26 protein-coding genes are annotated in these 23995 nt (G+C 61.7%); 11 read left to right on the top strand and 15 right to left on the bottom strand.

Features of this window, described 5'->3' with window-relative positions; all coding sequences use genetic code 11:
* Positions 1 to 30: 30 nt before the first annotated feature.
* A complete protein-coding gene (locus tag KUG85_RS16225; protein ID WP_223006055.1) occupies positions 31 to 1158 on the bottom strand; it encodes a site-2 protease family protein in 1128 nt (375 codons plus the stop codon).
* Positions 1159 to 1533: 375 nt separating this feature from the next.
* On the opposite strand from KUG85_RS16225, the gene KUG85_RS16220 reads away from it, so the two are divergent.
* The 3 genes from KUG85_RS16220 (at position 1534) to KUG85_RS16210 (ending at position 5582) form a co-directional block, all read left to right on the top strand.
* A complete protein-coding gene (locus KUG85_RS16220; protein WP_223006054.1) occupies positions 1534 to 2301 on the top strand; it encodes a phosphatase PAP2 family protein in 768 nt (255 codons plus the stop codon).
* Positions 2302 to 2452: 151 nt separating this feature from the next.
* Entirely contained in the window at positions 2453 to 4642 is a 2190-nt protein-coding gene (locus tag KUG85_RS16215) for an anthranilate synthase (protein WP_223006052.1), read from the top strand.
* Positions 4643 to 4700: 58 nt separating this feature from the next.
* Positions 4701 to 5582: a cation diffusion facilitator family transporter gene (locus KUG85_RS16210; protein WP_223006050.1), complete on the top strand. Its 882-nt coding sequence runs from the start codon at positions 4701 to 4703 to the stop codon at positions 5580 to 5582.
* Here KUG85_RS16210 and KUG85_RS16205 read toward each other — a convergent pair whose 3' ends face one another.
* The 4 genes from KUG85_RS16205 to KUG85_RS16190 form a co-directional block, all read right to left on the bottom strand.
* Positions 5583 to 6005, bottom strand: a complete 423-nt coding sequence (locus KUG85_RS16205; RefSeq protein WP_007008723.1) for a YciI family protein — start codon at positions 6003 to 6005, stop codon at positions 5583 to 5585.
* A 100-nt stretch (positions 6006 to 6105) separates the two neighbouring features.
* Positions 6106 to 6534 (bottom strand): hypothetical protein, encoded by a 429-nt coding sequence (locus KUG85_RS16200; protein WP_223006049.1) that lies wholly within the window; start codon positions 6532 to 6534, stop codon positions 6106 to 6108.
* Between the two features lie 42 nt (positions 6535 to 6576).
* The gene (locus KUG85_RS16195) at positions 6577 to 7071 is read right to left on the bottom strand and encodes an SRPBCC family protein (RefSeq protein ID WP_223006046.1); all 495 of its coding nucleotides are present in this window, start codon (positions 7069 to 7071) and stop codon (positions 6577 to 6579) included.
* 45 nt (positions 7072 to 7116) lie between these two features.
* Complete coding sequence (locus KUG85_RS16190; RefSeq protein WP_065815487.1) at positions 7117 to 7467, bottom strand: ArsR/SmtB family transcription factor; 351 nt, start codon at positions 7465 to 7467, stop codon at positions 7117 to 7119.
* 145 nt (positions 7468 to 7612) lie between these two features.
* Between KUG85_RS16190 and KUG85_RS16185 the strand changes: the two genes are divergently transcribed.
* On the top strand, positions 7613 to 8704 hold the full coding sequence (locus KUG85_RS16185) for an AbrB family transcriptional regulator (RefSeq protein ID WP_223006044.1): 1092 nt from the start codon (positions 7613 to 7615) through the stop codon (positions 8702 to 8704).
* Between the two features lie 15 nt (positions 8705 to 8719).
* On the opposite strand, the gene KUG85_RS16180 is transcribed toward KUG85_RS16185, so the two are convergent.
* The 4 genes from KUG85_RS16180 to KUG85_RS16165 form a co-directional block, all read right to left on the bottom strand.
* A complete protein-coding gene (locus KUG85_RS16180) occupies positions 8720 to 9934 on the bottom strand; it encodes a serine hydrolase domain-containing protein (RefSeq protein ID WP_255606453.1) in 1215 nt (404 codons plus the stop codon).
* 94 nt (positions 9935 to 10028) lie between these two features.
* The gene (locus tag KUG85_RS16175; RefSeq protein WP_223006041.1) at positions 10029 to 10724 is read right to left on the bottom strand and encodes a glutathione S-transferase family protein; all 696 of its coding nucleotides are present in this window, start codon (positions 10722 to 10724) and stop codon (positions 10029 to 10031) included.
* Positions 10725 to 10750: 26 nt separating this feature from the next.
* Positions 10751 to 11587, bottom strand: a complete 837-nt coding sequence (locus KUG85_RS16170; protein WP_223006360.1) for an alpha/beta fold hydrolase — start codon at positions 11585 to 11587, stop codon at positions 10751 to 10753.
* A 122-nt stretch (positions 11588 to 11709) separates the two neighbouring features.
* Complete coding sequence (locus KUG85_RS16165; protein WP_223006039.1) at positions 11710 to 12315, bottom strand: dihydrofolate reductase family protein; 606 nt, start codon at positions 12313 to 12315, stop codon at positions 11710 to 11712.
* Positions 12316 to 12402: 87 nt separating this feature from the next.
* Here KUG85_RS16165 and KUG85_RS16160 point away from each other — a divergent pair, with 87 nt between their 5' ends.
* Positions 12403 to 12951: a winged helix-turn-helix transcriptional regulator gene (locus tag KUG85_RS16160; RefSeq protein WP_255606452.1), complete on the top strand. Its 549-nt coding sequence runs from the start codon at positions 12403 to 12405 to the stop codon at positions 12949 to 12951.
* 5 nt (positions 12952 to 12956) lie between these two features.
* On the opposite strand, the gene KUG85_RS16155 is transcribed toward KUG85_RS16160, so the two are convergent.
* From KUG85_RS16155 to KUG85_RS16145, 3 genes are read right to left on the bottom strand one after another with little or no spacing between them, the layout of a single operon-like run.
* Positions 12957 to 13607, bottom strand: coding sequence for a DUF899 domain-containing protein (locus KUG85_RS16155; protein WP_223006037.1), 651 nt, complete (start codon positions 13605 to 13607; stop codon positions 12957 to 12959).
* A gap of 28 nt (positions 13608 to 13635) precedes the next feature.
* On the bottom strand, positions 13636 to 14103 hold the full coding sequence (locus KUG85_RS16150; protein WP_065815481.1) for an SRPBCC family protein: 468 nt from the start codon (positions 14101 to 14103) through the stop codon (positions 13636 to 13638).
* Complete coding sequence (locus KUG85_RS16145) at positions 14100 to 14435, bottom strand: ArsR/SmtB family transcription factor (RefSeq protein ID WP_065815480.1); 336 nt, start codon at positions 14433 to 14435, stop codon at positions 14100 to 14102. Before KUG85_RS16145 ends, KUG85_RS16150 begins: the two co-directional genes overlap by 4 nt.
* A gap of 444 nt (positions 14436 to 14879) precedes the next feature.
* On the opposite strand from KUG85_RS16145, the gene leuA reads away from it, so the two are divergent.
* The 4 genes from leuA to KUG85_RS16125 all read left to right on the top strand — a co-directional run bounded on the left by leuA (position 14880) and on the right by KUG85_RS16125 (position 18340).
* The gene (leuA, locus tag KUG85_RS16140; RefSeq protein ID WP_407673705.1) at positions 14880 to 16544 is read left to right on the top strand and encodes a 2-isopropylmalate synthase; all 1665 of its coding nucleotides are present in this window, start codon (positions 14880 to 14882) and stop codon (positions 16542 to 16544) included.
* Complete coding sequence (locus KUG85_RS16135; RefSeq protein WP_223006033.1) at positions 16541 to 17305, top strand: alpha/beta fold hydrolase; 765 nt, start codon at positions 16541 to 16543, stop codon at positions 17303 to 17305. The genes leuA and KUG85_RS16135 overlap by 4 nt, the downstream gene beginning before the upstream one ends.
* Positions 17306 to 17445: 140 nt before the next feature.
* Entirely contained in the window at positions 17446 to 18057 is a 612-nt protein-coding gene (locus tag KUG85_RS16130; RefSeq protein WP_223006031.1) for a hypothetical protein, read from the top strand.
* A gap of 67 nt (positions 18058 to 18124) precedes the next feature.
* Positions 18125 to 18340: a DUF3955 domain-containing protein gene (locus tag KUG85_RS16125; protein WP_223006029.1), complete on the top strand. Its 216-nt coding sequence runs from the start codon at positions 18125 to 18127 to the stop codon at positions 18338 to 18340.
* Positions 18341 to 18346: 6 nt separating this feature from the next.
* Here the strand turns inward: KUG85_RS16125 and KUG85_RS16120 are convergent, their stop codons facing one another.
* A complete protein-coding gene (locus KUG85_RS16120) occupies positions 18347 to 19267 on the bottom strand; it encodes a metallophosphoesterase family protein (protein ID WP_065815476.1) in 921 nt (306 codons plus the stop codon).
* A gap of 53 nt (positions 19268 to 19320) precedes the next feature.
* Here KUG85_RS16120 and KUG85_RS16115 point away from each other — a divergent pair, with 53 nt between their 5' ends.
* Positions 19321 to 19806 (top strand): NUDIX domain-containing protein, encoded by a 486-nt coding sequence (locus KUG85_RS16115; protein ID WP_223006027.1) that lies wholly within the window; start codon positions 19321 to 19323, stop codon positions 19804 to 19806.
* A gap of 25 nt (positions 19807 to 19831) precedes the next feature.
* Here the strand turns inward: KUG85_RS16115 and KUG85_RS16110 are convergent, their stop codons facing one another.
* Positions 19832 to 20821, bottom strand: coding sequence for a glutathione S-transferase family protein (locus tag KUG85_RS16110; RefSeq protein WP_223006025.1), 990 nt, complete (start codon positions 20819 to 20821; stop codon positions 19832 to 19834).
* A 276-nt stretch (positions 20822 to 21097) separates the two neighbouring features.
* Here KUG85_RS16110 and KUG85_RS16105 point away from each other — a divergent pair, with 276 nt between their 5' ends.
* Positions 21098 to 21607, top strand: a complete 510-nt coding sequence (locus tag KUG85_RS16105) for a GNAT family N-acetyltransferase (RefSeq protein WP_223006023.1) — start codon at positions 21098 to 21100, stop codon at positions 21605 to 21607.
* Between the two features lie 326 nt (positions 21608 to 21933).
* Here the strand turns inward: KUG85_RS16105 and KUG85_RS16100 are convergent, their stop codons facing one another.
* Entirely contained in the window at positions 21934 to 23994 is a 2061-nt protein-coding gene (locus KUG85_RS16100) for a hypothetical protein (RefSeq protein ID WP_223006021.1), read from the bottom strand.
* Between the last annotated feature and the right edge of the window lies 1 nt (position 23995).

The following is a 23995-nucleotide window of genomic DNA, read 5'->3' as shown; positions in this document are numbered from 1 at the left end:
GGTAGCCGTAAATGTGGAACCGTTACAGGATCAGCTCCGATCCTGTCTGCTGCGACCAGTGCGTCGTTTGAAGCGAAACCCTTCGGGCATTGCCGCGCGCACCATGATCATCTCGCCGATCGTTTCATGAGTGATGAGGCCGACAAGCCGGTCATGACTGTCGAGAACGGCCACTGCCGGGGCCTGCGCTTCCTGCATCAGGCGCACCCCTTCGGTCAGGCTCTGCCGCCTGTGAACGGTCGGAAGGCCGGTGCGCATCGCACTGGCTGCCGGTGCATCCGGCCCGGCATCCTTAAGGACGCGCATCATGTCGTTGCGCGTGATCAACCCCTCCAGATGGCCGTTTCCGTCGACCACCGGAAACTCGTTCTGCGTTGTGGCGAGAAGCAGGTCGATTGCCTCGCCGACGGTCGCCGAGCGGTCCAGCGTGGCAAATTTTCTTACCATCACATCCCCCGCCAGAACGCTGTTCGCAACGCTGCGAATCTGCGCGTTCTGCGCTTCTGCCGAAGCTGCCAGATAGACGAAGATGGCGATGAAGATCAGAAGCGGATTGTAAAGCAGTCCCAGAAAGCCGAACAGAAAGGCGAGGCCCTGGCCGATATTGGCGGCGATTTGTGTGGCTCTGGCCCAGCTTAGCCGGATTGCCAGGAGCGCGCGCAGCACGCGTCCGCCATCCATCGGGAAGGCAGGAATGAGATTGAACAGGACGAGGAAAATGTTCACGCCGGCGAGGCGAACCAGAAAGTCGGCGCGTGGATCCTCCACCTGGATCATCTGCTCGATGCCGGCCGAGCCGCCGAGCGCGAAAATGATCAGCGCTGCGATGATGACGTTCACCAGCGGTCCGGCGATGGCGATCACCAGTTCCTGCATCGGTTCTTCGGGCATTCGCTCCAGCCGCGCCAGCCCGCCGATGGGCAACAAGGTGATGTCAGGCGTCCTGATCCCGTAGCGGCGGGCGGCCAGCGCATGGCCAAATTCGTGCAGAACCACGCAGGCGAACACGGCAAGGATAAAGGCGACGCCCTCCCAGGCGGCGGCACTGCCGCCGATCTGGTAGTGCATGAACCAGATCCAGACCAGCAGAAGAAAGAAGGTTACATGAACCCGCAGCACCGTGCCGCCGATTTTGCCGATGTTGAAAGACCAGCCCATGAACATCGCTCCTGTTGGAAAGACACGGCTATACCTTATTTAGGGTCAGGACCCATTAATATGACCACAATGGCGTTCGATAGACCAAGAGATGCGAGGAAAAGCCTGCGGAGTGGGGTCCTTCCCCCGGTCAAGGGGTTTGACGCGGCAGGTCGCCGGTCTATAGAGCGTCCTTCGGATCGGCCTGATTTGCACGGGCTACTTTGTCGCAAGACCTTGAAAGACATGAAGTCTTCCTGCGGTCTTGCTTCGCGTATCCGCACAAATCAGGCCGACAATTGCGGCCATATTAATGGGTCCTGACCCTAGGCAACATTCGCGGTGTTGGCATCCCGCGCATCGCGAATTCGGTTGATTGAGGGAGTTGCATCGGGGATGGCATTTGCAAAATGGGGTTTCATTCGACAGGTTGCGCGCCGACGCAGGGCGCTTGCGCCCGCGCTTCTCCTCCTGGTTCTGACGCTTGGTTCGTTCATATTCCTGGCGATAGCCGATGAAGTCGCGGAGGGAGAGATCAAGGCGCTGGACGAACAGGTGCTTCTCGCCCTGCGCAATCCTCTGGACGCTTCGGATCCGCTCGGGCCGCCATGGCTGGAGGAAGCCGCTCTGGAGATAACCGCCATTGGCGGTTATCCGGTTATCGTTCTGTCCCTTCTGGTGGTGGCCGGCCTGCTCCTCGTGATACGGCGCTATGGCGCGGCCTTCTATGCGGTTCTGTCCGTCGGTTCCGGCGCACTCGTCTCCTACATTCTGAAAAACCACTATGAGCGCCCGCGGCCCGACATCGTCGAGCATCTGGACGTGATCCACACGGCGAGTTTTCCAAGTGGTCACGCCACCGTCACCACAGTCGCCTATCTGACACTGGCGGCTCTTGTCGTGCGTTTCTTTCCGGACTGGCGCATCAGGCTCTATGTGCTCGCCGTGGCGGTTTTCATATCGTTCATCGTGGGTGTCAGCCGCATCTATCTGGGTGTTCACTGGCCGAGCGATGTTGCCGCCGGCTGGGCGCTGGGCGCGGCGTGGGCAAGCTTCACATGGCTGTGCCTCAGCCTCCATGCGCTCTATCGCGGCAGACGGCTGGCCGATGGTGCTGGAAAGCGGTTGCGTGAAAGCTCCGTCGAGGCTATGGAGAAACCATGACGACGATTTCTTGCGCAAAACTCTGGTGGTGGGTCCGTTAACAGCGGCCAACCGTGCAGTGTGCGCGCAGAAAAGACCATGGCCGCAGGTGAAAACCGGGCGGCCATTTTTGTCTGCGCTTCCCGGCGATGCCTGAAAAAGGGAGCATGAAATGAGCCTGGAAGTTCTGGATAACGGCGCCGAGCGATTTAAAACGGCAGGCGGCGTGACCATCACGCGGACCCGTGTGGAAACCGCCTATGAAGGTGCCATCGACACCTATATCGATGCGCTGGACGAGCGCCGCGGCGCGGTCTTTTCGTCCAATTACGAATATCCCGGTCGTTACACCCGCTGGGACACGGCGATCATCGATCCGCCGCTGGTGATCTCGGCGCGCGGCCGAGACATGAAGATCGAGGCGTTGAATGATCGGGGCAGGGCGCTTCTGCGCATCCTTGCCGACCGGGTTGCCGGGCTCGACACTGTCACAGTGACGGAGCGAGACGACGCACTGCTCGCGCTGGCCGTCGCAGAGCCCGAACGGGTCTTTTCCGAGGAAGAGCGTTCCCGCGTGCCGACGGTCTTCACCGTGCTGCGTGCCATAACCGATCTCTTTCATACCGATCACGATGCCAATCTGGGGCTCTACGGTGCGTTCGGCTACGATCTCGCCTTCCAGTTCGACCCGATCAAACAGAGCCTCGAGCGCCCCCAAAGCCAGCGCGACCTGGTGCTTTATCTGCCGGATGAGATTCTCGTGGTCGACCACCACGCTGCAAAAGCGTGGCACGACCGTTACGACTATGCGGCGGAGGACGCTTCGACGGCTGGCCTTCCACGCGATGGCGTAAAGGCGCCTTTCAAGACAGCCGATCATGTGCCGCCGCGCGGCGATCACGAGCCCGGCGAATATGCGCGCCTGGTCGAAAAGGCCAAGGAGAGCTTCCATCGCGGGGACCTGTTCGAAGTGGTGCCCGGGCAGATGTTCATGGAGCGGGCCGAGCGGCGTCCGTCGCAGATTTCGCGGCGCCTGAAAGAGATCAACCCGTCGCCCTATTCCTTCTTCATCAATCTCGGTGAACAGGAATATCTCGTCGGTGCATCGCCGGAGATGTTCGTGCGGGTCAATGGCCGGCGCGTCGAGACCTGTCCGATCTCCGGTACCATCAAGCGGGGCGACGACGCCATTGCCGATGCCGAGCAGATCATCAAGCTCCTGAACTCCAAGAAGGACGAGTCCGAACTGACCATGTGTTCGGATGTCGACCGCAACGACAAGAGCCGTGTGTGCGAGCCGGGTTCCGTGCGGGTGATCGGGCGCCGCCAGATCGAGATGTATTCGCGTCTCATCCACACGGTCGATCACATCGAGGGACGGCTGCGCGAGGGCATGGATGCATTCGATGCGTTTCTGAGCCACGCCTGGGCCGTCACCGTGACCGGTGCGCCGAAACTCTGGGCCATGCGTTTCATCGAGGAAAACGAGAAGAGCCCGCGCGCCTGGTATGGCGGTGCCATCGGCATGGTGCATTTCAATGGCGACATCAACACCGGCCTGACGCTGCGCACCATCCGCATCAAGGATGGTGTGGCGGAGGTTCGGGCAGGGGCGACGCTCCTGTTCGATTCCGATCCGCAGGAGGAAGAGGCCGAAACGGAGCTCAAGGCGTCGGCCATGCTGTCGGCGATCCGCGATACCGGGAAAACAAACATGGAAAACGAAACGCGCGCCGGCGCCCGTGTCGGCGAGGGGGTGAAGATCCTGCTCGTGGATCACGAGGATTCCTTCGTGCACACGCTCGCCAACTATTTCCGCCAGACGGGCGCGGAGGTGGTGACGGTTCGTGCGCCGGTCGCAGACGAGGTGTTCGACCGTGTGGCACCGGACCTGGTTGTTCTGTCACCGGGGCCGGGGCGGCCGGAAGATTTCGACTGCAAGACCACAATCGCCAAAAGCCGGCAGCGCAAACTGCCGATCTTCGGCGTGTGTCTTGGCCTGCAGGCGCTTGTCGAGGCCTATGGCGGTGAGCTGCGTCAGCTTGCCGAGCCCATGCATGGAAAGCCCTCGCGCATCCGTGCCGGCGGCAACAGCCTTGTGTTTTCCGGTCTCCCCTCCGAGGTGACGGTCGGGCGCTACCATTCCATCTTTGCCGATCCGGTGCGCATGCCGTCCGCCTTCATGGTGACGGCGGAGACCGAGGATGGTGTGGTCATGGGCATAGAACATGAGGATGAGCCGGTTGCGGCCGTGCAATTCCATCCCGAATCGATCATGACACTCGGACAGAATGCCGGCATGCGCATGATCGAGAATGTGGTGGCGCATCTGCCACGAAAGGCGCGTGTAAAAGCGGCCTGACACATTGGCCATTTGGGTTCCCGCCGGGGTTGGGCGGGAGCGATGGAAAGGAACCGCCATGCCATCCAATGGCAAGCTTCAGCGCATCGCGATGTGGTCCATCGTTGTTGCGCTGGGCATTTTTGCGCTCAAGCTTGCCGCGTGGTGGCTCACCGATTCCGTGGCGCTCTTTTCAGATGCGATGGAATCGGTGGTCAATGTCGTCGCCTCATGTGTGGCGTGGTATGCGCTGCGTATCGCCCACACGCCGGCCGACGACAATCACCCGTTCGGCCATCACAAGGCGGAATACTTTTCCGCCGTTCTGGAAGGCGTCCTCATTGTCGTTGCCGCGCTGCTGATCATCCATGAGGCATGGACGGTTCTTTTCGAGCCCCGTCCGCTCGCAGCTCCGGTTGTCGGCCTCGCGATCAACGGGCTGGCCGCGGTCGGCAATGGCCTGTGGGCATGGCTTCTCATCTCCACAGGGCGAAAGGCCCGCTCACCGGCCATGGTCGCCGACGGGAAGCATTTGTGGACCGATGTCGTCACCTCTGCCGGTGTCATTTTCGGCCTCGTGCTTGCCGTGGCCACGGGCTGGTACTGGCTCGATCCGACGATGGCGCTTGTGGTTGCGCTGAACATCCTGTGGCACGGCTGGCATCTGGTGGGCGATTCCGTGCAGGGGCTCATGGATGTATCGGTGGAACCCGAGGAGCTGGCCCGGATCGAGCGCGTGATCGCCGACAATGATGAAGGTGCCCTCGAATTCCACGATCTCAAGACGCGTGAAGCGGGCAGGGCCCGCTTCATCGAGTTTCATCTTGTGGTGCCGTCAGACATGACGGTCGAGGCCGCACACCGCATCTGCGACCGCATCGAAGGGGCGCTCGAAAAGGCCCAGCCCGGTGCGGAAGTCACCATTCACGTGGAACCGGAGCACAAGGCGAAATTCTCCTGATCAGGAGCGGTTGATGCCCTTTTCCAGCACGTCGGGATAGGTCTTCACGATCTCCTGCACTTCGTCGCTATAGTCTTCCATCTGCTGGATTTTGCGGATCTCGATGGTCTCATTGGGCGAACCGGGGCAGCGCTTTGCCCATTCGATGGCATCGTCGAGTGTCGGGACGTTGATGATCCAGAAGCCGCCGAGCACTTCCTTGGCCTCAATGAACGGTCCATCGATCACCACTGGCTCGCCGCTGGCGAACGAAACCCGCGCGCCTGCAGACGGCGGATGCAGGCCCTCCAGCGCTTCCAGTACACCGGCGGCACGCAATTCTTCATTGTAGGCCATCATCTTGGCCACCGCGTCGGCCGGCAGGTCGAGCTCGGGACCGGCCGTCTCATATCCTTTGGGGATCATCAGCATCATGTAGCGCATTGCAGGTTCCTTTCTCCTCTTGTCCCGCCCAGGACGAATAAGGAAGTGACAATCCGACAGGCTCATTGATTTTGTTTCGTGAACCCGAACTCCTGCGACGCTACCGCGAGCCTGATTTCCGCGCCAGATAAAGCTTTCCGCCGATCCAGGCGCAGGGCAGGCTGATGAGGATCAGCGCAATCGGATACCAGTGCATGCCCATCTGCCACATGGCGACTGCACCAAGTGTGGAAAGAACCACGCCGATGCCACCGAGCACCAGCGCGTGAGCCATCGGCGCGCGCGGCGCGAAGCGCGCTGCGAGATAACAGCCGAAAATGGCGATGGGAATGCGATAGCCGAGCGCAAGCAACCCATCTTCCACATCCACCATGGGCTGATCCCAAGGCGGGTAGATTTCGAGGCTGTGCATGAGCTGATCCATCCCCAGAGACAGGATAAAGATCACCGCCAGACCCAGAAACACTGCGCCGATGCTGCGAAGCACACTATGATGGCGGTGTGCAGCCCTGGAAGCGTTGTGCGCCATGGCGCATTCCCTCATTATTAGATCTCTAACAGGTCCTGAACCCTAAGCGGCCCTGCGTTCGGCAAGCTGGCGATCGAGACGGGCGTAGCCCTGCTCCATGCCGTCGGACATGGGCGACTTCAGGATGTTGTCGCGCGCTTCCTTCGACGTGCAGCGGATCACCATTTCCATGCGCGTGGTCTCGCCATCGTCTTCGAAGGTGGTGATGATCTCCGTGCCCCCGCCGGTCCAGTCCTCATCGAACATCTCTTCATGGACAATACGGTGGGGTGCATCGATCTCCCGATAGGTCGCTGTCATGCCCATATCGGCGCCATTTTCGGTGTTGTGCCACACATAGCGGCCCTTGCCACCCGCCCGAAGGTCGATCTCGCACACGGGCAGCGTCCAGTTTTCCGGGCCAGTCATCCAGCGCTTGATCAGTTCGGGTCGCGTGTGAGCGTCGAACACCATCTGCCGCGGAGCATTGAAGCGGCGGGTGATCACGAGCTCCCTGTCACCACGCGCGGTGACGGTGATGGTCCTGGAGTGTGACATGCGGGGTTCCTTTCGGTGTCTGGTCAGGAAAGGCGTGGAGCCGGATCAGCCCGTGCCGGCCGGCGGATCATTCACGGTCTTCAGGGTCTCAAGAAGGGCGTCGAGCTTTGCGTAGCGCACCTCCAGGAACCGACGATACTGTTCCAGAAAGTCGATGGCCTCGCCCAGCGGGCGGGCTTCCAGCTTGCACGGGCGCCTCTGCGCATCGCGGCTGCGTGAGACGAGCCCAGCCTTCTCCAGCACCTTGATGTGCTTGGAAATGGCCGGCTGGCTCAGATCGAAAGGTTCCGTCAGCTCCATCACGGTGGCCTCTCCTTCGGCAAGGCGTGCGAGAATCGCCCGTCGCGTCGGGTCTGCCAGAGCCGCGAATGTCGCATCGAGTTGATCGGTTTGCATGACGCTCACTTAAATATCTTTTCGGTTATATATCTTATTGGGAATATAAAATCAATCGACAGCACCAGCGGCCATGGCACGTGGACATTCCCATATGCGGCCCGATCCTGTATGCCGTCATGGCAGACAGTCGGGACGCTTGTTAATGGACACCACGCCGCAGACTTCCTTCAAGGGCCCTCTCACGCGTCTTGATCCTGTTTTCCAGTGGCTGTTTCTCATCGCTCTCACTGTGGCTTTTGCCAGTGTGATGCTTTTTGGCGCGCTGCCGGCAGCACTTCTCATCGGCCCCATGCTGGCAGCCGTTGCCACGGGGGCACTGGGGGCGGGCATTCGCGTTCCGGGTCTTGGGTTTTCCTCGGCGCAGGCGCTGGTGGGGCTTCTGATCGGCGGTTCACTCGAGCCCGCAATCATCGCCTCCTTCGCCGATATCTGGCCCATCCTCCTGCTTTCGGTTCTGGTGACGGTCGCGGCCAGCAGCTTTCTGGGTTTTCTCGTCAGCCGCTGGAGGATACTGCCCGGCACGACAGCCGTCTGGGGCTCTGCGCCGGGGGCGGCCACGGCCATGGTTCTCATGGCGGGTGCTTTCGGTGCCGATGCACGGCTCGTGGCTTTCATGCAGTATCTGCGGGTGATCTTCGTCACCCTTGCCGCTGCGCTCATTGCAAGGCTGTGGGTCGACACGTCCGGTGTCGATGCGCCTGAAACGGTCTGGTTTCCCCCGATCGATCTTGCAGCCTTCGCAATCACGCTGGTCACGGCGCTGGCGGGCGGCCTGTTCGGCAGGCTGGTGCGGCTGCCGGCGCCATTCTTTCTTGGAGGCATGCTTGCAGGAGCGCTGGTGCATCTGGGCGGCGGTGTTGCGCTGGAGCTCCCGCCCTGGCTCATGGGCGCGGCCTATATGGTGGTGGGCTGGACCATCGGCCTGAAGTTCGACCGCGCGCTTTTACGCACCGCTTTCAGGGCATTGCCGCAGGTGGTGATTTCGATTCTCGCCCTGATGGCATTCTGCGGTGTGCTCGCCTGGTTCCTGCACGTGGAGTGGGGCATCGATCCGCTCACCGCCTATCTGGCGACGAGCCCGGGCGGCATGGATTCCGTCGCCATCATCGCGGCCGCTGCCTCGCAGGACGTGAACCTCTCTTTCATCATGGCTGTGCAGATGGCGCGCTTTCTCTTCGTGCTTCTGGCCGGCCCGCCCATCAGCCGCATGGTGGCGCGCTGGGCGGGTGGCTAGGTCCTGGTCCCAGGGTCAGCCAACGGCCGCACGCGCGCCTTTCCAGAAGTCCAGATAGGTTTTCGGCGCGTCGGGGGATGTCATCATCTGCTGGCTGAGAAATATCCCGACAAGGCCATTCTTCGGGTCGGTGTAGGCCGTGGTGCCATAGCCGCCGTTCCAGCCAAAGCTGCCCTGCGCCAGCCATGGCCGAGTGCTCTTGAGCCCCACTGACATGCCGAGCCCCCAGCCGGCGCCGCCATCGTCCATGAACATGGCGGCATGTGGCGCCTGCTTCTGTTCCTGTGTGAGTTGATCCCGCGTCATCTCTGTCACGGTTTCGGCTTTCAGGTAGCGTCTGCCGTCCAGTGCGCCACCGTTGAGCATCATGCGGCAGAAGGCAGCGTAATCGTCCACCGTGGTTACCAGCCCGCCGGCGCCAGAATCCATCTGCGGAGGTCTTGAAAAGTCGATGCCCTGTTCCGGGCCAAACGGGATCACCCGTATACCGCCATTGGCAAAGTCCGGCCCATACTGGACGGGCAGGCGGTGCTGCTTGTCGTCCGGCACGAAGAAATCCGTGTCCTTCATGCCGAGCGGCTCCAGGAGGCGGGCCTTCATCACTGCACCGAGCCGCTCGCCCGTCGCCCGCTCAATCAGGATGCCGGCAACGTCGAGACCGTTGTTGTAGAAAAAGCTTTCGCCCGGATGCGCTGCGAGCGGCAGTTCGCCGAGCTTCTTCATATAGGCATCGGACGACATTTGCGGCAGGACCCAGCTCGGTGCGACGCCGGCCTCGCGCATTGCCGCCTGGATCGGATAGGCTTCCGGAAACACCATGATGGCGCCGAGACCGAAGGTCATGGTCAGCAGGTGGCGCAGGGTCACGGGTCCATTGGCCGGCACGGTTTCATCGAGCGGCCCGGCGATCCGTTTCAGGACCTGGCGGTTTGCAAGTTCCGGCAAAAGATCGTCGACGGGGCCATCCAGCGTCAGCACGCCATCCTCCACAAGCATCATCGCCAGCGCCGCCGTCACCGGCTTGGTGATGGATGCCACACGATAGATCGTATCGCGCGCCATGGGCGCACCCGCACCGTTCATCCCGAAGGTGCCGGTACTGTCCACATGCGTCTCTCCGGCATGGTGGATGAGCCATGTCGCCCCGGCGATCTCACCCGCGTCCACACGGGCGCTGATGGAGCGGCGCAGTGCGTCGAGTGCCGCTTGGTTGAACGATGCAGTCTGCATGGCGCTGGACCTCCGGGGGAAAGCGGAACAGGCAAGAATGGCCGCGGTACCGGTGACGAGCGCCCGGCGAGTGCGATCAGGTGCTGTCGTTTTTCTATGTGGCATTGTTCGGGGCTCCCGGCAGTGTCAGTGTGGGTTTTCTGTCGAGTGGAACCATGTGGAAATAGGGCTCCGCTTCAGACAGTGTCCGCATATAGCTCGGTCGTTCCATCAGGCGTACGAGATAGGCAGCAAGTTTCGGGTGCCCGTCGATGACTGGGATGATGTTGTTTGCGTAGAACAACGCGGGGGCTGCGGAGCAGTCGGCCAGCGAGAACAGATCACCCAGCGCCCAGCGCTTTCCAGTCATCAGGCTTTCGAGAAAGGCATAGGAAGCCTGTAGACCCTTCATCGCCTCCTCGACGCCGAACGGGTCGCGGCATTCGTCGGGCCTTAGCTGGTCACCGACGATCTTCTGCACATGGTAATGGACGTAGTTGTCGAAATAGCGATCGAGCATTCTTGCCTCAATCGCCGCCTCCGGGTCAGTCGGCACGAGGCGTGCCGGGCCAGGATAGAAGTGATCGAGGTATTCGATCACCACGGTCGATTCCACCACGGTGCGCCCGCGCAACTCGTCCACCAGGGCCGGGATTTTGACTGCGGGCGAAATCTTTCGAAATGCTTCGCGCTCGGTCGCGTCCATCAGGTTGGGCGTGATGGGCTCGAATGGTGTGCCATTCTCGTAGAGCGCGATCAATGCCTTGTGGCAGTACGAGGAGAGGGGGTGCATGTAGAGTTTCAGGGACATGGAGGGTTCCTGCGCTGTCGTCCGGTTCAACGGTTTGAGTGCTCTGCGATCGCCGCGATGATTTCCGGCCAGTCGCCGGGGTGGAGTTCATGGCCGCCGCCCTCGATTTTCAGGAGCCGCGCGCCGGCAACGGTGTCGGCCAGAAAGGTGCCGTGGTCCACGGGGAAGATCGGATCCGCTGTGCCGTGGATTACAAGAAGGGGCGCTTCCAGCCCGGGGAGGCGGCCATCGAGCCCCTCGCCACCCTTCAGCATGAAATGATTGGTCACGCTGGCAAAGTTTCTCGCGCGCTTTACGTCGTTCTCCACCAGGTTGCGGGCGCGCGCTTCATCATAGGGGTGTGCGGTGCCGGCAATCATCTTGGTGTCCCTGACGATGAAGTCGATCACCTGTTGTTCGTCGGTCCAGTCTACGTTTTCGCCTGTGGAAGCATGTTCCATATAGGCGGCGCTGGTCTGCGGCAGCCCGGATGTGTCGATCCCGACGGGCGTTGTGGAGATCAGGGTCAAAGCCCGTACGCGCTGCGGGTGTGTGAGCGCTGCGATCTGGGCGATCATCCCGCCAAGCGACATGCCCGCCAGGTGAGCCTTTTCGATGCCGTAGCCGTCGAGGATACGGATCGCGTCCTCGGCCATATCGTCCATGGTATAGGGCGGGCTTCCGGGCTGGTAGCTGGTGGAAAGCCCGGTGTCGCGATTGTCGTAGCGGATCACATAGTGGCCGCGCGCCGCAAGGTCCTGGCAAAACTCCTCCGGCCACCAGAGCATGGATGCCATCGCTCCCATGATGAGCAGAATGGCCGGATCGGCCGGATCGCCAAAGCTCTGGGTGGCGAGTTCCGCGCCGGTGTCGGTCTTGATCATGCGCATTCTTTCGTCTCCGTCTCTTGCCGTGAGTTCGGCGACTTGAAGGGGCACTGCGATGTTGCAGATCGTCAGCGCGGCTGCCGACTGTAGAATGATGCGGCGGGTCGGTTTGAAGGGGGTCATGAGTGTGCGTTAAATTGCTCTGGCGTATCCGCGGGATTTTGGTCGGGCGCATAACGCAGGATCAGCGTGCCATTGCTCAGCGGCCTGCTCTCGATGAGGGTGAACCTGCGCCGCCCGCTGCCCGGCTTGAAGAATGGCGTGCCCTTTTCGAGCTGCACGGGCACCACCCCCAGCATGAGCTCGTCGATCAGCCCCTCTTTCAGCAGGGAGGCGCTGAGGTCGGCGCTGCCGAATATGTAGATGTTCTTGCCGGGCTCGGCATTCGCCTTCAGTTCCCGGATTGCGCCAGAAATGTCGTCGGTTACCCGGGTGTTGTTCCAGTCCGAACTGGTGAGGGTTCGTGAGGCGACCAGTTTGGGAAGAGCGTTCATGAAGGCCGTCACTTCGGGTTCGTCGGCGGCATCGGCGCTGGTCCAGTGCGCCTTCATGCCTTCATAGGTGACACGACCGAAGACGAGCGCGGCGGCGCTCTGGCCAAAACTCATGCTTAGCGCCTGCAATTCCTCCCCCCAGGCCTCGCCGTGATGGTCGAGGTCCCATTTCTTCTCCCCCTCGAAATAGCCGTCCAGCGTTACGAGTACCCAAACAATGACCTTGCTCATTCCGTCCTCCTCAGCAGTGTAGTTGTGCTTCGCTTTTAAAACTGGTTTCATTTTCAAACGGGTTGCACCATATGCAAACTGGTGGCAATGTGCAATCAGAATTTTCTGGAGGTTCTATTGCAGGATCAGCATCGTTCGGGCTGCCCGATCAATCTCACCGTTGAGGTGGTCGGCGACAAATGGAGCCTCGTCGTCGTGCGCGACATGATGTTCGGCAACAGGCGCCATTTCCGCGAACTGTTGAACGGTTCCATGGAGGGCATTGCCTCCAACATTCTCGCCGATCGCCTGCGGCGCCTGACGGCAGAGGGGGTGATCTCGAAGGCGGACGACCCCAGCCACAAGCAGAAGGCGATTTACAGTCTCACGGAAAAAGGCATTGAGCTGGTTCCTGTCTTCGCCATGATCGGAGCCTGGGGCAGCAAATGGCTTCCGGTTACCGAAGAGCTTTCGATCCGGGCGAAGCTTCTTGCAGAGGGCGGGCCGCCGCTTTGGGAAGAGTTCATGGACGACCTGCGGGTAACGCATCTCGGGGCGCCGCCGGACCCGAACAGGAGCGGGCCCGATGTGCGCGAGCGGCTTCAGGCGGCCTATGAGGCGGTGGTGGCCCGCCAGGCGGGAGGCGGTCGAAACTGACCGCCTCAGGCGTATTCGTCATGGAGCCGCCACCAGCGATAGGGCGCGCTCTGCGGTGTGCCTTCGGGTGACGCTTCCCATGTCTCCTGCCGTCCATAGGGCGTCAGGTCGAGCAGGGTCCAACTCGTGCCGAGTGCTTCGACCCCGCGGCCGCTGGTGTGGTAGGTGTGGTAGATCGATCCACCCTCGCGCAAAAAGACGTTCAGGCCGAAGCCGCCTTCCACCCCGTGATCTGCGTTGAAGGTGGAGTTCATCACGGAGTACCAGGGCAGGGTCCAGCCCATCCGCTTTCTGAACGCCTCGATGTCCTCCACCGGTGCGCGTGAAACGAGTGCCAGGCTGGTGTCGCGGGCGTTGAGATGCGCGGGATCCCCCAGATTGTCGACAAACATTGAGCAGCCGGAGCAGGGGGCGGGGTCGGCGGGTTTCAGCATGTGGTGATAGACGATCAGTTGCCTGCGGCCTTCGAAAAGCGCCTCAAGCCCGTGGCTGCCCTCGCCATCCACGAAACGATAGTCCTTTTCGACCCTGACACGGGGCAGCAGTCGCCGCTCGGCGGCCAGTGCATCGCCTGCCCGTGTGTGCGCCTTCTCCTTTGCCAGCAGCGCCTCGCGCGCCTTGAGCCATTCCTCGCGTGATACGGTTTGCGGTTCCATTGCTGCACTCCTCCGTCGTGTTTTGTTGCTACGCCGCCTGCGTCAGCAGTGCGTCCAATCGCCTGAAGCAGGAGGTCCACCCCTCCGCATGGCCGTCGCGCGAGGCATCCGAGGCAAAGAATGCCTGGTGAAAATGCATGCGGGTTTTTCCGTCTGCGGTTTCGCTGAAGGAAATGGTCACGACGGTTTCGTGGCCGCGATCGCCCTTTTCGTCATCCCAGGCGTGGGTGAAGACGATGCGTTCGGGCGGCGAGACTTCACGATAGGCTCCACTCACCCAGTGTTCCGCGCCGTCACTGCCGCGCATGCAGGTGCGAAACCATCCGCCAGTGCGGATGTCGCCTTCGGAGACCGGTATGGTCATGCCTTCCGGGCAGCCCCAGCGATCCAGATGCTCCTTGCGGGTCCACATCTCGAAGACGAGGTCGCGCGGGGCATTGAACACGCGCTGGATGGTGAGTTCGGCATCGGCTTTCTGCGTTGTTTCCACACTCATCGCGGTTGCTCCTTCTGCAATTCTTCCAGGTAGCTGTCGAGACGGTCAAAGCTTTCGTCCCAGTAGCGGCGGTAAGCCTCCACCCAGCCGGCAATGTCCTTCAACGGGCCTGCCTCGAGCCGGCATGGGCGAAACTGTGCGTTTTTTCCGCGCGAGACGAGGCCGGCTTTCTCCAGAACCTTCAGGTGCTTTGAGATGGCCGGCAGCGTCATCTCGAAGGGTTCCGCCAGTTCGTTGACGGTCGCTTCGCCCTCGGCCAGCCGGGCGAGCATCGCCCGCCGGGTCGGGTCGGCGAGGGCGGAGAATGTGGCGCTCAGCGCGTCGCTCTGCATTTATTTCACCAATTAGTTAATTATCTTTTTGGTAAAATACAGATCGCGAACCCGGTGTCAAGAACAGGGCCTGCTGGCCGCGCGACGATCCACTTGCCAGCCGCGCCGGCGTCGTTTAAGGAAGCTTCCATGATGACGCGCCAGACAGTTTCTTTCTCCGCTCGTGCCGCCTTTGCCGGCGCGACCGTGCGCGCGCTTGCTTCAAGCCTTCTTCTTCTCGGCCTTATCGGCGATCGCCGGGTCCGTTGAAGGAGCGCCCGGCGATCGATGTCGCCGCACGGCAGAAGCTCTTTCTCCAAAACCGCACTTTACTGTTGACAGGCCCGCCGTGCGAAGCGCACGCAACCGGTGCCGGGAGAAAATGGAATGGACGCGCAGAATACGATGACTGACATGGCACAAAACCAGGCAAAAGACGGCGCAGCTTCACCGAAGCGCAAGGGAATGTCGGACGCTTCGATCAAGTATCAGCCCTATCCGCAGATCGATATTGCAGATCGGACATGGCCCTCGAAACGTATTGAGAAGGCGCCGATCTGGTGTTCGGTCGACCTGCGTGACGGCAATCAGGCGCTGATCGATCCGATGGGGCATGAGCGCAAGGCGCGCATGTTCAGGCTCCTTCTGGATATGGGTTTCAAGGAGATCGAGATCGGGTTCCCCTCCGCTTCGCAGACGGATTTCGATTTCGCGCGCTGGTGCATCGAAGAAGGCGGCGTACCCGACGATGTTTCACTTCAGGTTCTGGTTCAGTGCCGGCCCGAACTGATCACCCGCACCTTCGAGGCGCTGGAGGGCGCCAACCGGCCAATCGTTCACTTCTACAATTCCACCAGCGAGCTGCAGCGCCGCGTGGTGTTCGGCAAGGATGTCGCCGGCATCAAGCAGATCGCCACCGATGCGGCCAAGATGGTCATGGACATGGCCGCGAAGGCCGGCGGCGGTTACCGTTTCCAGTATTCTCCCGAGAGCTTCACTGGCACCGAGCTCGATGTTGCGCTCGATATCTGCAATGAAGTGATCGAGATCATCAATCCGACGCCGGACAACAAACTGATCATCAATCTGCCGTCCACCGTCGAGATGTCGACACCCAACATCTATGCCGACCAGATCGAATGGATGTGCCGCAATCTCGACCAGCGCGAAAACCTGATCATCTCGCTGCACCCCCACAACGACCGCGGCACAGGCATCGCCGCCACCGAGCTCGGCCTGATGGCGGGCGCCGACCGGGTCGAGGGCACGCTGTTCGGCAATGGCGAGCGCACCGGCAATGTCGATGTCGTGACCCTGGCGCTCAACATGTACACGCAAGGGCTCGATCCGGAGCTGGACTGCACCGACATCAACCGCATGAAGGATGTCTACGAATACTGCAACCAGCTCGTCATCCCCGAGCGGCACCCTTATGTGGGCGAACTGGTCTACACCGCCTTCTCCGGCTCCCACCAGGACGCGATCAACAAGGGCATGAAGGCCATCAAGACGGCCAACAAGCCGCTCTGGGAAGTGCCCTATCTGCCTATCGATCCACAGGATGTGGGCCGCTCCTACGAGGCGATCATCCGCATCAACTCCCAGTCGGGCAAGGGCGGCATCGCCTATGTCATGCAGGCCGATTACGGCCTCAACCTGCCGCGAAACCTGCAGGTGGAGTTCCGCGAGGATATTCAGGAGATCACCGACCGCGAGGGCAGGGAGCTGCCTGCGAAGCAGATCTACGAGCGCTTCATGGAGCTCTATGTCGAGCAGCCTGGAGCGCGCATCAAGTTCGTCGATCACCAGACGTTTCCCGACACCAGCGTGAAGGGGCAGCGCATCGTCGAGGCGACGATCATGGACAGGGGTGAGGAAACCGTCATCAAGGGCGTGGGGACGGGTCCCGTCGACGGTTTTATCGACGCGCTCTCCAAGCATCTGGGCGTGGATATGTCGGTGGTCGATTATTCCGAGCACTCCATGCAGCAGGGCTCCAATGCGGCAGCCATCTGCTACATGGAAGTCCAGCATCCCGGCGGCAAGCTCTTCGGTGCGGGCGTCAACACCAACATTGTCACGGCTTCGCTCGAGGCAGTGGTGTCGGCGGCCAACCGGATCGTCGGTTGACGGGCGCACTTTATGCCGAAGACACGGGCGAGGGCGCACGTGCCCTCGTTCTGCTGCACGGCTTTGCCGGCAGCCACCGCGTCTGGGAGGGTGTGCGCCGGGCGCTTCCCTCCGGTCTTCGCACCATTGCCTATGATCTTCCCGGTCATGCCCGCTCGATCGATCTGCCGGGGGCGGGCAGGGCAAAGGCGACCGCGCAGGCCGTCATTGATGATCTCGAAACCCGCGGTATTGCGCGCTGTCACATGGCCGGCCATTCCTTCGGCGGCGCGGTCGCGGTCCTTGCCGCCCATCTCGCACCGCGCGCCGTAGCTTCCCTGGCGCTGCTCGCACCGGGCGGCTTCGGGCGGGAGATCGCCGGCGACCTGATGATGACACGCGCACAGGCCGGCACCGACAGCGAGATCGCGGCCGCCATGCAGGGCATGTTCGGAACGCATTGCACCGTTTCGCCCGAAAGTGTGGCCGAAGCCATCGCGCTGAATGCCGTGGCCGGGCAACGCGAAAAACTCATCGAGATTTCGGGAGTGATCGTTCGTGACGGTGAGCAGGGCGCATTTCCGGCCCATATGCTTGAGGCCCTCTCCATGCCGGTCCATCTCGCATGGGGCACGCTCGACGCCGTACTGCCACCCCGTCAGGCGGAGAACGCGCCCAGGGCCTTCACCCTTCATCATCTGGAGGGTGCCGGTCACATGCTGCCGGAAGAAAGACCGCAGGCGGTGGCCCATATCATTGCACAGAGCCTGCCCGACGCCTGAAGGCGCCCTCCCGCTTCTGCCATGTCATTCGCGGATTTTGCTTCGCATGCCCTATCGGCAGGCGGAACAAAACGTGATGATTTTCTGTTTTAGCCATGTTAACGATGGGTTAACGCTAAGTTTCGTCAGGAGTCCCGCCCATGAGTGAGGCTGGTCAGTCCGCCGTTTCGGTTACCAATGTGCGCAGTCTTTCAGACGCGATGCGCGAGATGAAGAACGCGGCTGCCGACAGGGCGGATGTGGTCGTCGACATGCGTGAGGCGAGCCGCACGCGGCTCGAGCTGCTGGCTCAGGAACTGCAGCCGGTCTTCGCCGATGTGCCGGCGGACGATCCTTCCTTTGACTTTGCCATTTCTTCGGGAGAGCAGCCGAGACTATGGATCGATGCCGTCGCCCATGTGGCGATGGGACGGGACCGCCGGACCTACCGCTTCCTGCGCGACACGCGGCTTGGCCGGGTGGTCCTGGCCGAAAGCACCGATATCGCGCCGGTCGCGGATCAGGTCACCCGCTATATTGCCGAGCGTATGGTCGAGCGCCACCGCGCCATTGAGGGCGATGTCGAGGTGCTGCCGCGCCACAGCGGGACGGAAGAAGCGGTTGCGCCTGCTGCGCCTTACAGGAGCGCGTGGCGCGGCTTCTTCGGTGGTCTCGGGCTCGTGCTTCTGGGGGGCGTGGTCGGTGTCGTCACCGTTGCCGTCGCCATGTGGGACCGTTTTCCCGAACTGGAGACGCTTCTGTCCCGTTTCTGAAGCCACAAATTTTCGCCTCGTTTATCGGTTTACCCTGGGTTGAAGGGGCCGATTGCGAGTGATTGTTATGAAGTTTCTGTTTTTTTGCGCCCTGTTTCTGGTTTCCGTCGGTATTGCCTGTCTGGCTGCTGTGGTCAGGATCGGCAGCTACGTCGATGCAGAAGGCGTTCTGCATGAACCGTTTGCCCTGATGGAGCTTGGCGCCATGTCTCTGGCGCTTGGCGTGGCTGTCGGAATGGTTTGTTCCGGCACCGCCGTGTGGAGGCGCTTTCGCGCGTCCTGAGCGTGGTCAGCCGACCTGCTTTTCGCCGCTGAGCAAGGCTCCTGAAACCTCTCCGATCGTGCCATTGCCATCGGTGACACCGCGCCGGGAGAAGCGGACTTCCCAGCCGCCCGGCGTTCCGTCGATTTCGAACAGATTGTAATGCGCGGGCGGCTTGGCGCTCCCATGGGCCTGACCGGCAGCGGCAACACCCACCACGGGCACTGTTTCCCCATTCGGTCCGTCGATGCGATGCACGGTCGGCTTGTGGGTGTGCCCGTGCAGCACAAGCTCCGCACCGTGCTTGCGGATGAGCTTCTGGAACCGTTTGATGCCATAGAGCCGTTTCGCTGCGTGGGTCGCGCCGCGCACCGGAGGGTGGTGGATCATGATGACCCGGAAAAGCCCGGCCTCCCCCGTGGCATCGAGCATCTTCGCCAGCCTTTTGGCCTGTGCCCTGGAGAAATGTCCGCTCGCCAGAAAAGGCGCGGTGGCGCGCGCCGAGGAAACGCCGATGATGGCGATCCTGTCGCGCACACGCAGATAGGGGAAGCCACCCTTGCCTTTCGGCTGCCTGCCGTCATCGCCGGTCATATAGGCCGCCCAGGCGCGGCAGCAGCGTGCCAGCGCACCCGGCACATAGGCGTCGTGATTTCCGGGCACCACCGAAACCTTGTCCGCCGGGCCGAGGCTTTCCAGCCAAAGCCGCGCCATCTCGATCTCCTTGTCGAGGGCAAGGTTGACCAGATCGCCGGTAAGCGCAATGTGATCGGGCGCGGCCGCCAGCATGTCGTCGGTAATGCGGTCGATCAGCCCGTGGTCAAGATTGAGCCGCCGGTTGCGCCGCCAGTTGATGTAGCCGGTGATGCGCTTGGAAGCGAGCTCCCGATAGCTTATTGCGGGGAGAGGCCCCAGATGGATGTCGGAAAAATGCGCGAGGCGAAACATGCTTCGTGTGTAGAACACGCAAAACGCCCTGACCACCCCACAGGATGCAGCATATGAACGTAACGACCCCGCAGCGCCCCTGGCCGCCTCTCAGCGCCCGGCTTTTCCATTTCTGGCTGCGCCTGAGCCGCCCCATGACACTGGGCATGCGCGGGGTCGTCTACGATCAGGAAAACCACGCGGTGTTTCTGGTGCGACACACCTATGTGAAGGGCTGGCACTTTCCCGGGGGTGGGGTAGAGCCGGGCGAGAGCACCGAAGCGGCCCTCGCCCGTGAACTGGTTGAAGAAGGCAATATCGAGCTTCTCTCACGGCCCGAACTAAAGTCTTTTCACTTCAACCGCATGGCCAGCAATCGCGATCATGTGGCGGTTTATCTGATCACGCGTTTCCGCCAGACACACCCGCATGTGCCTGACCGTGAGATCGCCGAGGCGCGCTTCTTCCCGGTGGACGCATTGCCCGCTGGCACCAGCGACGGCACCCGTCGCCGCATTGCCGAGATATTTGAGGACGCGCCCGTCTCGGATGAATGGTAGCGCGCGCCCTGGCGTGTGGGAAACCTCAGGCTGCCTTCGCCAGCCGGTCGCGATTGTGCGGGGCCGTCAGGTCAAGTTCCGGCCCAAGAGGCACCACGCCGCTCGGGTTGATCGTCTTGTGGCTGCCATAGTAGTGCGCCTTAATGTGCAGCAGGTCGACCGTCCCGGCCACGCCCGGCACCTGGTAGAGCTCGCGCAGATAGTTCGACAGATTTGGATAGTCGGCGATGCGTCGCAGGTTGCACTTGAAATGGCCGACATAGACCGGATCGAAGCGCACGAGCGTGGTGAAGAGCCGCCAGTCGGCTTCGCTCAGCCTCTCACCGGCAAGGTAGCGCTGGCGTGAGAGCCGCTCTTCCACCTGATCGAGTGCGGCAAAGAGAGCTCCGAACGCCTCTTCATAGGCTTCCTGCGTTGTCGCAAAGCCTGCCTTGTAAACGCCATTGTTGATGTTGTCGTAGACAAGCGCGTTGATGCTGTCGATCTCGCTGCGCAGATTTTCGGGGTAGAAGTCCACACTTGCGTCACCCCATTCATCGAACGCCCCGTTCAGCATGCGGATGATTTCAGCCGACTCGTTGGAGACGATGGTTTCCGTCTTCTTGTCCCACAGCACCGGCACGGTGACGCGACCGGAATAGCCCGGGTCTGCCTTTGTGTAGATCTGGTGCATGAAGTCGAAACCGTAGAGGTCGTCGCCCGTGGCGCCGTCCTCCTTCAGGAAGGTCCAGCCGTTCTCGCCCATGAAATGATGGACGACCGATACGGAAATCACGTCTTCGAGCTTCTTCAGCTTGCGGAAGATCAATGTGCGGTGTGCCCAGGGGCAGGCAAGCGAGACATAGAGATGATAGCGACCGGGTTCGGCCCTGAAGCCGCGCTCGCGGCCTTCTGCCGGCGCGCCGTCCCTTGTGACGAAATCCCTGAACTGCGACCTGGACCGCTCGAAGCGGCCGCCGGTTTTCGACGTGTCATACCACTTGTCGTGCCAGACACCTTCAACGAGCAAACCCATTCAAAAACTCCTTTGTTTGCGCCGGATGTAGGGCATTGCCCCGGCAAACCCAACCGTCTGGACCGTAAACGCTGCGTCAACAAATTCCGTTCAGTGGCAAAGTTGCAGTGGACGAGGCGGAAAAATGCTGGTAGCGGGAATTCCCTTCAGCGAGGAAAATGCACGGCAATGATCCGGTTTCTGGTGGAGCGACGACGAAAGGACTGAAGGCCCCTGGCATGGGGCAGGCGCGCCTGCGGCCGCCTCCACCTTTCGCGACCACCGGAATAACTGCTCATGTCTTCTGCTGACATTCACTACCTGCCGGAAGAGCCGGCCCACGACGCTGAAATCGAACTCATCAACGAAGAAGCCTTCGGCCCCGGTCGTTTCACGCGCGCTGCCTATAAAATTCGTGAGGGCGGTCCGCATGACCGGGCACTCTCCTTCGTGGCCGTTCATCAAAACCACGTCATCGCCTCGGTTCGCATGACATGGATCGCAGCCGGCGAGGGGCGGGCGCTCCTGCTCGGCCCGCTTGCGGTGCGGCCCGCCTTCAAGAGCATAGGCATTGGCCGCAAGCTTGTGGCCATTGCCGTCGAGGCCGCGCGCGAAGCCGGCGCGGGGTCCGTCGTGCTCGTCGGCGATGCCCCTTACTATGGCCCGCTCGGCTTTCAGAAGATTCCCAACGGCCAGCTTTCCATGCCGCGCCCGGTCGATGCAGAGCGCCTTCTGGCCGCCGAACTGCAAAAAGGGGCGGTGGCGACGCTGAAGGGCGACGTTACGCACGCCGCACTTGCAAGATAATCTCGACTCTGGGGACTAATTGTGGAATACAGATTGCCTATTTATAGGTGATTTTTGATTATATTTGTTATTGTAGAAATTTGTACAGAGAAAAATAAATGCGTTATTTCATAATATTTTCGTGCGCCTCTCTCCTTTTGACAGGATGCCTTTCTCCCGAACCCTACAGCGTGGAGCAGCGCGGGCCGGGCGCATTGACCGGGAGCGCCACGCCGCCACCCTATGTGAAGGGCGGCTTTCCGGGAAAAGAGCGCCTCTGCGAAACACGGAACAGCGCCGGTGAGCCGGTGACCTACAATTGCTGAAGCCGGCTTGGGCGCCGGCGTTCAGCGCCCCTCGCGATACCACATTGCCCCGAAGGCCAAGAGCAGCAGCGCGAGCGCCAGGAATCCGGTGAAGACAGGCACCCGGCGCACCGCTTTCAGGATGCTGTCATCGGTGGTTCTGAACCCGATCCAGTCATTGCCCGATGCGCTGCCGGTGCGGCGCACGGGTACGATATTGGGCAGGTCGTTATCGGCAATTCTGCGCACCGAGCCGCCTGTCGCATCGGCGGCCGGCGCAAGCTTTTCCTCCGTGGAGATCATGTCGCCGAATTCCGGCGCGTTCACCGGTCCCACATGGGCGAGCGTTGTCAGATCGCCATTGGCGATGCTGTAGATGCCTATTTCATTTGTCTCCAGGCTTGTGGAGAAGCGGCCGGGCCCGGCGGGGCCAAGCTCGGCCGATAGCGTGTTCCCGGAAGGCGTGGTGATCTCGGCCTGCGGCGCGCTTTCTTCCATTGTCTGGCGTGTGATCTCGAGCCGCATGCCGCGGCCCGCCGCCGAAAGGCGCTCTTCCTCGAGCTCCGGCTCCTTCATCAGCCAGTGGGCGATGCGACGATAGAGCGCCACATGCGGGCCGCCGCCCTCGAAACCGCGGGCCCACAGCCAGCCCTGATCGGAGAGGAACATGCCGACACGACCCTCGCCCTTGCGGTTCAGAATGAGAAGCGGCTGCTCGTTGGCCCCCTGCATCACCACCTGACCGTCTGGCCGGTCGATGCCGATCAGGCGGAACCAGCGACTCCATGCCGGAGGCTCGGACGCCGCCCCTTCAAGGCCGCGCGTCACCGGATGGCGTTCGCCGGTCTCGGTGAGGCGCGGATAAAAACCCTGTTCCACCACATCGCCTGTCGGCAGGCCGGGCAGGGCGGCGATCAGTGGCGTGCGGGCGATGGACTGGTTGCCGGCGAATTCCGGCCCCGCCGCGATCAGCAGCGCACCGCCATTCTCCACATATTCGGCGATATAGTCGTAGTAGAGGATCGGCAGCACGTCGCGGTGCTGGTAGCGGTCGAAGATGATCAGGTCGAAATCGTCGATCTTTTCGACAAAGAGTTCGCGCGTCGGAAAGGCAATCAGCGAAAGCTCGTTGATCGGCGTCCCGTCCTGCTTTTCCGGCGGGCGCAGAATGGTGAAGTGAACGAGATCCACCGAAGCATCGGATTTCAGCAGGTTCCGCCAGGTGCGCTCGCCCGAATGCGGTTCGCCCGAAACCAGCAGCACGCGCAGGTTTTCGCGGATGCCGTCGACCAGCGCGACCGCGCGGTTGTTCACACCCGTCAGTTCCCCGTCGACGGGGTCTATGGCCAGTTCGATGATGTTGCGACCGGCATTCGGCACGTCGATCTCGAGCAGCGTCTCGCGGCCGATCAGCGCCTCCTCGATAAAGAGTTCCTCGCCGTTGATGATGACGCGGACATCCACCGGGCCGCGCTGGTCGCCTGTGGCAATGACCCGATAGGTCATTTCCAGCGGTTTGCCGACAATGCCGAAACGCGGCGCGCGTTCGAAGCGGATGCGGCGGTCCATCTCGTCGGCCTCGCCGGTGATCAGGCCATGGATCGGGGCGCCGAGCGCTGCCGCATTATCGGGAATGTCATGCACCTGCCCGTCGGTGATCAGAACCGCGCCGCCAACGCGGGAGGGGGGCACGTCACGCAGCGCACTGTCGAGTGCCTCGAAAAGGTGCGTCTGTGCGTTTTCTGTTGCCGAGGAGGTGCGCCCGGTGCGCACCACACGGGTTTCGAATTCCCTGAAGCGGGCGAGCCTTGCCTCCAGCTCGGCAGCCGCCTCGTCGGTCATGGCGCTGCGACCGTCGATGGTGGTCTGGCTCTGGCTTTCGTCGACCACCACGGCCACCACGCTTTTGAGCGGTTCGCGCTCTTCATCGAGAAGCACGGGATTGGCCAGCGCAGCGCCAAGTGCTGCCAGTGCTGCAAGTCTGAGCCACGCGCCGCGCTGCCGTGTCCACAGCCCGGCGAATGCAAGGAGCGCCCCGGGTATCAGCAGCGCCGCCAGAACGGGCCAGGGGAAAAATGGTTCGAAACTGAGCGACCAGTTCATG

This window comes from Nitratireductor rhodophyticola, assembly GCF_019891355.1.
GTDB classification, from domain to species: domain Bacteria; phylum Pseudomonadota; class Alphaproteobacteria; order Rhizobiales; family Rhizobiaceae; genus Nitratireductor; species Nitratireductor rhodophyticola.
This window is presented reverse-complemented; position numbering and strand designations above follow the sequence as displayed.